This window comes from Kitasatospora saccharophila (assembly GCF_039529925.1).
Lineage (GTDB): Bacteria > Actinomycetota > Actinomycetes > Streptomycetales > Streptomycetaceae > Kitasatospora > Kitasatospora saccharophila.
Genome location: NZ_BAAANS010000003.1, coordinates 133,306 through 146,119, shown reverse-complemented (window position 1 = coordinate 146,119; position 12,814 = coordinate 133,306). Strand labels below are relative to the sequence as shown.

Genomic DNA, 12,814 nt, shown 5'->3' with positions numbered 1-12,814 from the left:
GCGCGTCCGGAGCGGAGGGGATCCGGTCGGAAGTCTTGACGTGGTCGCGACGGATCTCCATAGTGATGCTCGGCCGTCGTCGAGCCGAACTCCCTTTCTCCCCAAACGTCTTGAGCCTCCGCCCGGGTGAATTGTTAGCGCTAACAAAGCGCAGCCGACTCCACCCGCCGCAGTCGGCTCCGCCGTCGGGGCCCAGGCGCGGCCGTCTCCTCGGGATCTCCCGACCCCCACCCACCAGCAAGGAGCCCACCCTTGGCTGTCCACACCTGGCTGCGCCGCGCCCGGCGCGCCCTCCTCGCGACCGGCACCACTGCGGCCCTGACCGTCGCCCTCCTCGCCGGTGCCCAGACGGCCTCGCAGGCCGCCACCCAGGGCCCGTGCGACCTCTACGCCTCCGGCGGGACGCCCTGCGTGGCGGCCCACTCCACCACCCGGGCCCTGTACGGCGGGTACGGCGGCGCGCTCTACCAGGTCCGCCGCGCCTCCGACGGCGCGACCAGGGACATCGGCGTCCTCGGCACCGGCGGCTACGCCGACGCGGCCGCCCAGGACGCCTTCTGCGCCGCCACCACCTGCGTCATCACCGTCATCTACGACCAGTCCGGCAAGGGCAACCACCTCACCCAGGCCCCCGCCGGCGGCGCCGCGTCCGGCCCGGACAACCTCGCCCCCGCCACCGCCGCACCGGTCACCGTCGCCGGCCACAGGGCGTACGGCGTCTACGTGGCCGCGGGCACCGGCTACCGCAACAACGCCACCCACGGCATCGCCACCGGGGACCAGCCCGAAGGCATGTACGCCGTCCTCGACGGCACCCACTTCGGCGGCGGCTGCTGCTTCGACTACGGCAACGCCGAGACCAACAACCTCGACACCGGCAACGGCCACATGGAGGCCATCTACTTCGGCGACAGCACCATCTGGGGCTCCGGCACCGGCAAGGGCCCCTGGGTGATGGCCGACCTGGAGAACGGCCTGTTCTCCGGCGTCAACGCGGGCTACAACGCGGGCGACCCGAGCGTCAGCCACCGCTTCCTCACCGCGATCGTCAAGGGCGCCCCCAACCTGTGGGCGATCAAGGCCGGCAACGCCCGGTCCGGCGCGCTGTCGACGTACTACAACGGCGTCCGGCCCAACGTGGCGGGCTACCACCCGATGCACAAGGAGGGCGCGATCATCCTGGGCATCGGCGGCGACAACAGCAAGTCCTCCAGCGGCACCTTCTACGAGGGCGTGATGACCTCCGGCTACCCCTCGGACGCCACCGAGAACGCCGTCCAGGCCAACATCACCGCGGCCAACTACCAGGAGGCGCCCGTCACTTCGAGCGCCCTCGCCCCCGGCGCCCGGGTCTCGCTGAAGGCCACCACCGCCTGCTGCACCGCCGACTACCTGCGCCACAACGCCGACGCCACGGTGGCCATCTCGCCGATCACCTCCACCAGTTCGGCCGCCGACAAGAACGACGCCACCTGGATCGTCCGGGCCGGACTGGCCGACGGCTCCTGCCTGTCCTTCGAGTCCGCCGCCGCCCCCGGCCAGTACCTGCGGCACTTCGCCTACCAGCTCCACACCGCCGCCTCCGACGGCAGCACCCTGTTCAAGCAGGACGCCACCTTCTGCCTCCGGGCCGGCCACAGCGGGCAGGGCTACTCCTTCCAGTCCGTCAACTTCCCCAACCGCTTCCTGCGCCACTACGAGTACACCGGCTACCTCGCCGGTGACGGCGTCGGCGGCAACACCTGGGACAACGCCAACTACTGGGCCGAGGACACCTCCTGGCTGACCGCCCAGCCCTGGTCCTGACCCCTCGCGCCCGAGTCGGCGTTCCGGTCCCGCACGGGACCGGAACGCCGACTCGGGCCGGTGGGGCCAACCTGCCCCATAAAAGTATGTATGTATTAATAACTGGCTTGAAGCCCGACTGTCCGGACGGGGCCGGCGGGGTGGTGACCGCCCCTTCCCGGGTGCCCCGGCTCCGTGGTGACCGTCCCTCGGCCACCACGGAGCGGGGCCGGGGTCAGTCCATGGCGTCCGCGGTGACGGTGGTGGGGTTGGTGAGGTCGGCGGCCAGGGGGAGGTTGCGGGAGCTGTCGCCGACCAGGATCCGGTAGGTGCCGGCCGTGGCGGTCCAGTGGGAGGCGGTGGTGTCCCAGTGGGCCAGGGCGTGGGCGGAGACGGTGAAGGTGGCGGTGGCGGAGGCACCGGGGTTCAGGGTGATCCGCTGGAAGCCCTTGAGCTGGTGCGGGGGTTCGCCGGTGGCGGCGGGGGCGCCGACGTAGAGCTGGGCGACCTCGGTGCCGGGGCGGGTGCCGGTGTTGGTGACGGTGGCGGTGACGGTGGCCCGGCCGTTGGTGAGCGGGCCGACCTGGAGGTTGGAGAAGGCGAAGGTGGTGTAGGAGAGGCCGTGGCCGAACGGGAAGAGCGGGGTGAGGTTGTTGGAGTCGTACCAGCGGTAGCCGATCTTGAGGCCCTCCGAGTACTGGACGGTGCCGCCGGTGCCGGGCCACTGGGCGGGGGTGTTCGCCGGGACCTGGGAGAGCGAGGCCGGGAAGGTGATCGGCAGGTGGCCGGAGGGGTTGACGTCGCCGAACAGCAGGGCGGCGATCGCCTCGCCGAACTCCTGGCCCTGGTAGAAGCCCTCGAAGACGCCCGCCACCTGGTTCAGCCAGGGCATCATGACCGCCGAGTTGTTGCTGAGCACCACGACGGTGTTCGGGTTGGCTGCGGCCACCGCCGCGATCAGCCCGTCCTGGTCGTCGGGCAGGTTCAGGGTGGCGGTGTCGGCGGTCTCGTGGCCGTAATTGTCGGCGGCGAAGACGACCGCCACGTTCGACGCCTTGGCGAGCGCGACCGCGGCGGCCCGGTCGGTGCCGTCGTTGTAGCTGACGGTGGTGCCGGTGCCCGCGGTGCGCTGCTGGAGGCCGTACAGCGGGGTGTAGGTGCCGGAGCTGGTGGCGTTGCCGCTGCCGCCGCCGGAGGTGAGGGTGCCGGGGCCGGCCTGGGCGCCGATGACGGCGATCGACCGGCCGGCGTCGGCGTTCAGCGGCAGCAGGCCGTTGTTCTTGAGCAGGACGGTGCCCTCCTCGGCGCCGCGCAGGGCGACCGCGCGGTGGGCGGGGGTGGCGACGATCGCGGTCTTGGAGCCGCTGGGCGCCTTGTCGAACAGGCCGAAGCGGAACATCTGGGTCAGCACCCGGGAGACCATGGTGTCGAAGGTGGCCTGGCTGACCTGGCCGTTGGCGACGGCCTGCAGCAGCGGCGCGGAGAAGAACCCGCTGAACGGCATCTCGACGGTCTCGCCCGCGTTGGCGGACGGCACGGTCGAGTGGATGCCGCCCCAGTCCGAGGTGATGAACCCCTGGAACCCGGCCTGCTGGTACATCGCGACGTTCTCCAGCGCCGGGTTCTGGCAGGAGTACTCGCCGTTGACCATGCTGTAGCCGCACATCAGCGCCGCCGCGCCGCCCTTCTCGATCGCGGTCTGGAAGGCCGGCAGGTAGATCTCCTGCAGGGTGCGGGTGTCGACGATCTCGTTGCCGGGCGCGGACGGCTGCTCGACGTTGTACGCGGCGACGTGCTTGACCTCGGCCATCACGCCCTGGCTCTGCATGCCCTGGACGTCCGCGGCGGCGATCTGCCCGCTCAGGTACGGGTCCTCGCCGAAGGTCTCGTAGGAGCGCCCCCAGCGCGGGTCGCGCACCATGTTGATCGTCGGGCCGAGCGAGACGTGCACGCCCTTGCCGGCGAACTCCTGGCCGGCGGCGACGCCGAACTCGTGCACGTAGTCGGTGTCGAAGGTGGCCGCGGACACCTCCCCGTCGGGGAACTGGGTGACGCCGCCGAGGCCGTCGCCGACCCCGCTCGGGCCGTCCTCCAGGTTGAGGTCGGGGATGCACAGCTCGGGCTGCCCGGCGATCTGCCCGATGTAGACCTCGGAGCCGTCGCCGTACAGCATCCGGTCCTTCTGCTCCTGGGTCATCGCGCCCATCAGCTGGGCGACCCGGGTCGCGACCGGCACGGTCGGCTGGTTCAGCCCCGGGCAGCTGCCCGGGGCGGGCTTCGGCGCGGGCGGCGGGATGGTGACGGTCCGGTCGCCGACGGTGCGCACGGCCAGCTCCCAGAGCGAGACGCCGTACGCGGTGGCCCGGGCGGTGGTGTAGAGCCGCAGGTAGCGGCCGGTGCCGGTGACGTTGACGGTCTGGGTGCCGCCGGTGCCGGTGGTGGTGGAGTAGGCGCTCCTCCAGGTGCTGTTGTCGTCGGACAGCTCGATCCGGAAGCCGGTGGCGTAGGCGTTCTCCCACTGCAGCACCACCTGGCAGACCGGCAGGCTCCCGCCGAGGTCCACCACGATCCACTGCGGGTCGCCGACCGCGCTGGACCAGCGGGTCAGGGTGCTGCCGTCGGTGGCGTAGAAGGCGTCGTACGCCGGGTTGGCGTCCTGCGCGGAGGAGCCGGTGGCCGGGTGGCCGAGCGCGGCGTTGACGGTGCCGCAGCCGGTGCCGCCGGTGCCGCTGGGCGACGGGGACGGGGACGGGGACGGGGTGGGCGACGGGGTGCTGCCGCCCCCGCCGGTGAAGACCTGGAACTCCCAGAGCGAGTAGCCGTACCCGGTGCCCCGGGCGGTGCCGTTCATCCGGACGTAGCGGCCGGTGCCGGTGACGTCCAGGGCCTGGGTGCCGCCGGGGCCGGTGGTGGTGGAGTAGACGCTCGTCCAGGTGGCGCCGTCGGCGGAGACCTGCAGCTGGAAGGCGGTCGCGTAGGCGGCCTCCCAGGCCAGCGAGACGCGGCAGACCGGCAGCACGGCGCCCAGGTCGACCTGGATCCACTGCGGGTCGGCGGCCGCGCTGGACCACCGGGTGCCGCCGTCGCCGTCGACGGCGGCCGCGGCCGGGAAGGCGGCGTTCTGCTCGGAGGAGGCGGTCACCGGCCGGTCCAGCGCCGCGTTCTGGCTGCCGCAGGCGGCGCCGGAGCCCGTCCCGGCGGTGCCGTACACCTGGAACTCCCAGAGCGAGTAGCCGTACTGGGTGGTGCGGGCGGTGCCGTACATCCGCACGTAGCGGCCGGTGCCGGTGACGTTCAGCGTCTCGGTGCCGCCGGCGCCGGTGGTGGTGGAGTAGACGCTCGTCCAGGTGGCGCCGTCGTTCGAGGTCTGGATCTGGTAGGACTTCGCGGCCGCGGTCTCCCAGCGCAGCACGACCTGGCTGACGGCCTGGGCGGAGCCGAGGTCGACCTGGATCCACTGCGGGTCGGCGGCGGCGCTGGACCACCGGGTGCCGGTGTCGCCGTCGACGGCGGCGGAGGCGGGCGTCCCGGCGTTCTCCACCGACGAGGCGCTGGCCGGGCGCCCCTGCGACAGCAGCGCCGGAGCGGCCTGCGCCACGGGCGCCTCCGTGACCAGCAGGGAGGTGAGCAGGGCCAGGACGGCGAGCGCCGCCGTCCAGAGCGTCTTCGCGGTGCGCCGGGGGTGCCGGTGCTGCCGGGCGGGTCGGAAGGCCGGGGCGGGCCCCGGCGGGCGTGCCGAACGTGCGTTCACGGTTCTCCTCGTAGCCGGACGAGCGGGGGACGCGCCGGGGCTCAGTAGCCGACGGCCACTTCGAGCCACTGCGGGTTCTCGTGCGAGACGTACGAGGACTGGCCGGCGTAGTCGTCGTACGGGAAGCCGTACGCCAGGCCGTCGATCGCGCGGTCGTGCCAGAACTTGGCGTAGTAGTTGGCCGGGCCCGCCGCGTAGTACTTCGTCGGGTCGGACCACTGGCTCTGCGGCAGCGTCGCGACGTGCCGGTTCAGCGCCGCGCAGGTGCCCGGGTCGGCGGCCAGGCTGCCCGCGCAGCCGAAGATGTTCGAGGTGCTCTCGTTGACGCCGACCGAACTCGCGTACGCCGTGAAGTAGTTGGCGTTCACGCCGCCGGTGCGGAAGCTCGGGTCGCTGCCCGGCGCGATGATCCGGTACGGGGCCTCGGTCTGCGCCAGCACCTTGAACTCCGGCGGCACGGCGTTCGCGAAGTCCTGGAACAGCTGGGTGCGGCTCTCGTCGAACACCGACCGGGCGTCACCGACCTGCACGTCGTAGCCGTCGGCGGAGTGCAGCCGCATGGCCAGCGGCAGCGCCCAGGCGTCGACCCGGGTGGTGTTGCCGTTGAAGACGTTCGGGCCGACGGTGAACTCGATGAAGTCGGCGTACTTGCTGGTCGGCGAGCCGAGGTAGAAGTACATCCGGCCGGAGGAGTTGGCGGGCATGTCCAGGTAGGGCTGCTCGGCGATCGAGTGGGTCTGCCCGTTGAAGCTCCAGTACACCTGGCTGTCCGGGTAGGCGCCGTTGGTGCGGTTGAGCACCTTCACCGTCAGCACGTTCTTCGCGGCCGGGATGCTGCCGGTGTCGCCCCAGAACGGGTCGGCGGGCGCCGTCGAGGACGGACTCGGCGACGGCGAGGGGGAGCCGCTGCCGCTCGCGGCGGTGTAGACCTGGAACTCCCAGAGCGAGTAGCCGTACGCGGTGGTGCGGGCGGTGCCGTTCATCCGGACGTAGCGGCCGGTGCCGGAGACGGTCAGCGACTCGGTGCCGCCCGCGCCGGTGGTGGTGGAGTAGAGCGGCCGCCAGGTGGTGCCGTCGTCGGAGACCAGCAGCTGGTACGCCCGCGCGGCCGCCGTCTCCCACTGGAGCTGCACCCGGCAGACGCCCTGCACCGAGCCCAGGTCGACCTGGACCCACTGCGGGTCGCCGAACGCGCTGGACCAGCGGGTGCCCGGGTTGCCGTCGAAGGCGGCGGACGCGCCGGTGGCGGCGTTCTCGGCGGAGGAGGCGGTGGCCGGGCGGTTCAGCGCGGCGTTCTGCGTCCCGCAGCCGCTCGGCGCGGCGGTGCCGTACACCTGGAACTCCCAGAGCGAGTAGCCGTACTGGGTGGTGCGGGCGGTGCCGTACATCCGCACGTAGCGGCCGGTGCCGGTGACGTTCAGCGTCTCGGTGCCGCCGGCGCCGGTGGTGGTGGAGTAGACGCTCGTCCAGGTGGTGCCGTCGGCGGACAGCTGGACCTGGTACGCCTTCGCGTACGCGGTCTCCCAGCGCAGCACGACCTGGCTGACGGCCTGGGCGGAGCCGAGGTCGACCTGGATCCACTGCGGGTCGGCGGCGGCGCTGGACCACCGGGTGCCGGTGTCGCCGTCGACGGCGGCGGAGGCGGGCGTCCCGGCGTTCTCGGTGGAGGAGGCGGCGGCCGGGCGGCCCTGGGACAGCAGGGCGACCGCGGCCCGGGCGGGCGGCGCGGGGGCGAGGGCGAGCACCAGGCCCGCCAGCAGGGCGGTGACCGCGAGGAGGGCGCACAGGGGCGTGCTCCAGCGGGCGGGGGTCCGGTGCGACCGGCGGGTCGGGGGGCGGTGCGTTCGGGGTGTTCCGGGCATGCCTGGGGCGAGCATCTGCGGCTCCTCGGGTGCGCGTGCGGGGGGGGGGGGGGGGGGGGGGGGGCGGTCGCGCAGCGAGAGAGAGGGTGAGCGCCGAAATCTGAGAGCGCTCTCTCGCCCCAGCAGTGTGATGACCTGGGAGAATTCATGTCAAGCGGGAGAGCGCTCTCCCATTTTGGCGGTTGGCGGCGTTCAAAGAACCCGCTGTTCGGCGCCCGGAGAACCCGTTGTTCGAGGCTCGGAGAACCCGCTGCTCGGGCCCCGGACGGCGCGAGCGAGGACCTCCGTCCCTTGGCGGGCCGGAGCGCTCGGAGGTGCACTGGAAGGGAGCCCGTGCCCGTCCAGCGGAGGAGGCCCGCGCGATGCCGCAGCAGACCCGAGTGGCGCCGGAACGCCCGCCCGACGAGCGGGCACCCGACGAGGCCGCCGCCACCGCCCGGCCGCCCGGCGGCGGCCTCCGGAGCCTGCCGGCCGGCGGCGGCGTCGAGACCGCGCTGCTCGCCGTCACCGTCCTGGCCACCGCCGCCGGCGGCCTCGCCCGGCTGCTCGGCGCCCGCGGCCTCGCCGACGGCCTGTGGATCGCCGCCACCGCCGCCGCCGTCGGCCCCGCCGTGCTCTGGGTCGTCCAGGCGCTGCGCCGGGGCCGGGCCGGCGTCGACCTGATCGCCGTCCTCGCCCTGGCCGGCACCCTCGCCACCGGCGAGTACCTGGCCGGCGCGCTGATCGCCCTGATGCTCGCCACCGGCCGCTGGCTCGACTCCGCCGCCGAACGCCGGGCCGGACGCGACCTGCGCCAACTGCTCGCGCACGCCCCGCGCACCGCCCGCCGCCGCACCGGGGACGGGCTGCACGCCGTCGAGACCGTCCCCCTCGCCGACGTCCGGGTCGGCGACCTGCTGGTGGTCGGCCCCGGCGAGGTCGTCCCCGTCGACGGCCGGATCGCCGGCACCGGCGCCGTCCTCGACGAGTCCGTGCTCACCGGCGAGTCCGCCCAGGTCGAACGCGGCCACGGCGACGCCGTCCGCTCCGGCGGCGTCAACGCGGGCGGCGCCTTCGACCTGCGCGCCACCGCCACCGAACAGGACTCCACCTACGCCGAGATCGTCCGGCTCACCCGGCAGGCCGGCGCCGAGAACGCCCCCGTCATCCGGCTCGCCGACCGGTACGCCGCCCGGTTCCTGCCGCTCGCCCTCGGCACCGCCGCCCTCGCCTGGCTGATCAGCGGCGACCCGGTGCGCGCCGTCGCCGTCCTGGTCGTCGCCACCCCCTGCCCGCTGCTGCTCGCCGCCCCCGTCGCCATCGTCTCCGGCATCTCGCGCGCCGCCCGCAAGGGCGTCGTGGTCCGCGACGGCGCCGCCCTGGAGACCCTCGGCCGGGCCCGCACCGTCACCCTCGACAAGACCGGCACCCTCACCACCGGCCGCCCCCGCGTCCTCGACGTGATCGCCGCCCCCGGCCGCACCCCCGCCGAGGTGCTGGCCGTCGCCGCCGCCGTCGACCAGTACTCCCCGCACGTCCTCGCCGAAGCCATCACCGCCGAGGCCGCCGACCGCGGCCTCCACCTCCCGCAGGTCACCCGGGTCGCCGAGCACCCCGGCCGCGGCGCCACCGGCACCCTCGCCGACGGCACCCGGGTCTCGGTCGGCCGCCACGACGCCGACCGGCCGCCCGCCTGGGCCCGCGCCGCCGACAACCGCGCCGCGCTCGACGGCGCCGCCACCGCCTGGGTCGTCCTCGACGGCGAACCCGCCGGCGTCGTCCTGCTCCGCGACCCCGTCCGGCACGACGCCCCGCGCACCGTCCGCCGACTGCGCGGAGCCGGCGTCACCCGGCTCGTCATGCTCACCGGCGACCGCCCCGAACCCGCCCGCGAGATCGCCGCCGTGGTCGGCCTCGACGAGGTCCGGGCCCGCCAGTCGCCCGCCGACAAGGTCCACGCCGTGCAGGCCGAACGCGCCCGCGCCGTCACCGTCATGGTCGGCGACGGCGTCAACGACGCCCCCGCGCTCGCCGCCGCCGACGTCGGCGTCGCGATGGGCGCCCGCGGCGCCAGCGCCTCCTCCGAAGCCGCCGACATCGTCCTCACCGCCGACCGGGTCGACCGCCTCGCCGACGCCGCCCACATCGCCGTCCGCTCCCGCCGGATCGCCGTCCAGTCCGCCCTCGGCGGCATGCTGCTCTCGCTCGCCGCGATGCTCGTCGCCGCGTTCGGCCTGCTCCCGCCCGCCCCCGGCGCGCTGCTCCAGGAAGTCATCGACGTCGCCGTCATCCTCAACGCCCTGCGCGCCCTGCGGCCCGGCCCCGGCGCCGGGCCCGGGATCGACGCCGACACCGAGGCCCTGGTGCGCCGCTTCGCCGCCGAGCACGACGACCTGCGCGAAGTCGTCGAAGCCGTCCGCGAAGCCGCCGACGAACTCACCGACGCCCCCGCCCCCGAGGCCCTCGCCGCCGTCCGCCACGTCGACGACCTGCTCACCACCCGCCTCCTGCCGCACGAGGAGGCCGAGGAGCACGAGCTCTACCCCGCCCTCGCGCACGCCCTCGGCGGCCCCGAGACCACCGCCACCATGAGCCGCGCCCACACCGAGATCCACCGCCTCGCCCACCGCGTCACCACCCACCTCGCCCAGGCCGACGGCAACGGCGCCCTCGCCCCCGAACAGCGCGACGACCTGCGCGCCTGCCTCTACGGCCTGCACTCCGTGCTGCGCCTGCACTTCGCCCAGGAGGAGGAGAACTACTTCTCCCTGGCCGGCTGACCCCGCTCCCGGCGGGCTCCGGGCGGCTTCCCGGCGGGCACGTGACGGATTCGGCTGGTGGAATCGCGGTGCACGGGCGGGGGAGTGGCCTAGGCTCGGAGCATGTCGAACCCTGACGGGCTGCTCGTCGACATCGCCACGATGGTGGAGTCCGAGCACAGTAACCAGATGTCCGTGACCGTGGTCGTTCCCGGTGCGGTGATCACCGGGAGGCTCGCCCCGGTGGCCCTGTGGTGGGAGCGGGTGGCGGACGTCCTGCAGACCTCCGACCACCTGAAACCGTTCGCCGCCCTGTTCGCCCCGCCCCCTCCCAACAACTCGCCGGAGCCGCCGACCCACCTGCACCTCCACCGGGCCCGCATCCTGCAGGGCGACTTCGGTCTGCCGCACACCGGCGGCATGTACCGGATCGCCATCGAGGACATCAGCGCCTGGTCGGTCGGTGACCTCAGCTACTCCGACGGCTGACCGTCCCCGCCCCCGAAGATCCGCCAGTACCGGAGCGCCCGCCGGACCGAGAGGTCCGGCGGGCGCTCCGTCGTTCCCCCGACGCTTCGCCAACTCACCGGCACGGCAGGCGGTTCGGCGCCGACGGCCGACGGCCGACGGCCGACGGCTGATGGGCGGTCCGGGCCCCGGCAGGTACGGTACCGCTTCATAATGAATGACGTACACAAATCCCGAGAGCTCGCCAGCGGCCCGGACGGCTCCCTCTACGACCCCGGGGCCCGCTCCTCCCTCCGGGCCCTCGCCCGGGACGACACCACCCTGGCCCTGGAGGCCGCCGCCGCCGTCCGCTCGGCCGCCCAGGCCGTCGACCGGCTGCGCTCGCACGGCGCGGGCGGACGCGGCCTCAGCGCGGGGGCGCTCGACCTCCTCGCCCGGCTGAACACCGCCCCCGACGAGGGGCTCAGCATCGGCGAACTGGCCCGCGCCGCGGGCGTCACCTCCCGCAACGTCACCGGCCTGGTCGACACGCTGGAACGCGACCACCTGGTCCGGCGCGTCCCCGACCGGCACGACCGCCGGTCCGTCCGGGCCCGCATCACCCCGGCCGGCCGGGCCTGGCTCGAAGCCTTCCGCGAGCCCGCGCAACGCGCCATGACCGCCCTCTTCCAGGGCTTCGACGAGGCGGAACTCGCCCAGCTCCGGCACCTGTGCCTGCGCCTGGTCGAGAACCAGCGGCGGATCGAACAGCACCTGGGCGCCGCCCGGCCGCAGGGCGACCCCCCGCAGCCGACCACCTGAACCCCCGCCCCCGTCCCTGTTCCTGCCCCCCTGACGCGACCACGAGGAGCGTGCACCCCGCATGACCACCGACCCGACCGTCCGGGCCACCGTCCGGGCCTACCACGACGCCCGGTTCGGCGGGGACGTCGCCGCGGCCGCCGCGCTGATCGGCGAGGGCTTCGCCTTCCGCAGCCCGTTCGTCGCCTCCGACAGCCCGGAGGGCCACCTGGACGGTCTCGACGGCCTGTTGGGCATCACGGACCGGGTCGAGCTGATCAGCGAGCTGTACGGCGAGGACGAGGCCACCCTGCTCTACGACCTGCACACCGTCCCGGCGGTCGGCATCACCCAGCGCACCGCCGAGCACTTCCGGCTCCGCGACGGCCGGATCACCGCGATCACGCTGCTCTTCGACTCCGCACCCTGGCAGGCCCTGATGGCCGCGGCCGGACCGGCCTCCGCACCGTCCGGCGGCCCAGGGGTCGCGCGGGGCCCGAACGGCGGGGTGTTGAATGGAGGGCATGACTGAGAACGGGCGCGCCGCCAGCCGGACGGCGGTGCTGGTCTGCCAGGGGCGGGCGGCGGCGAACGGCCGGGCCGGGACGGAGCGGTTCGCCGACCCGGTGGCGCTGGGGCTGCTGCACCCCGAGGAGCGGACGGTGGTCGAGCAGGTCCGCGCGGGCACCGCACCGGAGGGCTGGCAGGCCCGGACCGGCTACGAGAGCGTCCGGGCCTGCGCCGAGATCGCGGTGCCGCGCACGGTCGCCGTCGACGAAGCCGTCCGGAAGGCCCTCCACGGCCGGGAGAACGGCCAACTCGTCATCCTGGGAGCCGGGTTGGACACCCGCGCCTGGCGGCTGGCCGCCCTCGCGCAGGCCGAGGTGTGGGAGGTCGACCACCCCGCCTCGCAGCAGGACAAGCGCACCCGCCTGGCCGCCGCCGAAGCCGAACCCGTAGCCCGCGAGGTCCACTTCACCGCCGTCGACTTCGCCACCGACGACCTCGCCACCGCCCTGGACGCCGCCGGGCACGACCCCGCCGCCCCCACCACCTGGCTGTGGGAGGGCGTCGTCCCCTACCTCACCCGGCAACAGGTCCGCGCCACCCTCGCCGCCCTCGCCGCGCGCACCGCCCCCGGCAGCACGCTCGTCCTCAACTACCAGTCCCCGTCGGCGAAAGCGTCCGCCGGACGGCTGCTCACCCGGCTGCTCGGCAACTCCGCCACCGCCGGCGAACCCTGGCGCTCGCTGTGGAAGCCGGACCGGATGGCCGCGCTGCTCGCCGAACACGGCCTGCGGGTCACCTCCGACCACGACCTGCTCACCCTCGCCCAGGACCTCGGCACCGCCACCCGCAGCCGCTCCTCGCTGCGCACCGGCCGGGTCGCGGTCGCGACCGGATCGGTGCACCTCAAGTAGGGGTGCGTG

At 74.2% G+C, this 12,814-nt stretch carries 7 protein-coding genes and 2 pseudogenes; 6 read left to right on the top strand and 3 right to left on the bottom strand.

The features are described from left to right. Positions 1 to 252 precede the first annotated feature (252 nt). On the top strand, positions 253 to 1,806 hold the full coding sequence (locus ABD345_RS03735; protein WP_344550235.1) for an alpha-L-arabinofuranosidase B: 1,554 nt from the start codon (positions 253 to 255) through the stop codon (positions 1,804 to 1,806). Between the two features lie 214 nt (positions 1,807 to 2,020). Here ABD345_RS03735 and ABD345_RS03730 read toward each other — a convergent pair. The 3 genes and pseudogenes from ABD345_RS03730 to ABD345_RS40230 all read right to left on the bottom strand — a co-directional run. Continuing rightward, positions 2,021 to 4,447: pseudogene (locus ABD345_RS03730) on the bottom strand (glycoside hydrolase family 3 C-terminal domain-containing protein); the annotation flags it as partial. A 105-nt stretch (positions 4,448 to 4,552) separates the two neighbouring features. Beyond that, positions 4,553 to 5,422: pseudogene (locus ABD345_RS40235) on the bottom strand (discoidin domain-containing protein); the annotation flags it as partial. 155 nt (positions 5,423 to 5,577) lie between these two features. After that, a complete protein-coding gene (locus ABD345_RS40230; protein WP_425556755.1) occupies positions 5,578 to 7,413 on the bottom strand; it encodes a discoidin domain-containing protein in 1,836 nt (611 codons plus the stop codon). A gap of 347 nt (positions 7,414 to 7,760) precedes the next feature. Between ABD345_RS40230 and ABD345_RS03715 the strand changes: the two genes are divergently transcribed. The 5 genes from ABD345_RS03715 (at position 7,761) to ABD345_RS03695 (ending at position 12,805) form a co-directional block, all read left to right on the top strand. Beyond that, positions 7,761 to 10,157, top strand: coding sequence for a heavy metal translocating P-type ATPase (locus ABD345_RS03715; protein WP_344550234.1), 2,397 nt, complete (start codon positions 7,761 to 7,763; stop codon positions 10,155 to 10,157). Positions 10,158 to 10,259: 102 nt separating this feature from the next. Further along, positions 10,260 to 10,625 carry a hypothetical protein gene (locus ABD345_RS03710; RefSeq protein WP_344550233.1) on the top strand — a complete coding sequence of 122 codons (366 nt, stop codon included), beginning with the start codon at positions 10,260 to 10,262 and terminating at the stop codon, positions 10,623 to 10,625. A gap of 192 nt (positions 10,626 to 10,817) precedes the next feature. Continuing rightward, positions 10,818 to 11,405, top strand: coding sequence for a MarR family winged helix-turn-helix transcriptional regulator (locus ABD345_RS03705; protein WP_344550232.1), 588 nt, complete (start codon positions 10,818 to 10,820; stop codon positions 11,403 to 11,405). 61 nt (positions 11,406 to 11,466) lie between these two features. Beyond that, positions 11,467 to 11,916 (top strand): nuclear transport factor 2 family protein, encoded by a 450-nt coding sequence (locus ABD345_RS03700; RefSeq protein ID WP_344550231.1) that lies wholly within the window; start codon positions 11,467 to 11,469, stop codon positions 11,914 to 11,916. Continuing rightward, positions 11,909 to 12,805 (top strand): class I SAM-dependent methyltransferase, encoded by an 897-nt coding sequence (locus ABD345_RS03695; protein WP_344550230.1) that lies wholly within the window; start codon positions 11,909 to 11,911, stop codon positions 12,803 to 12,805. The genes ABD345_RS03700 and ABD345_RS03695 overlap by 8 nt, the downstream gene beginning before the upstream one ends. The last annotated feature ends 9 nt before the right edge of the window (positions 12,806 to 12,814 follow it).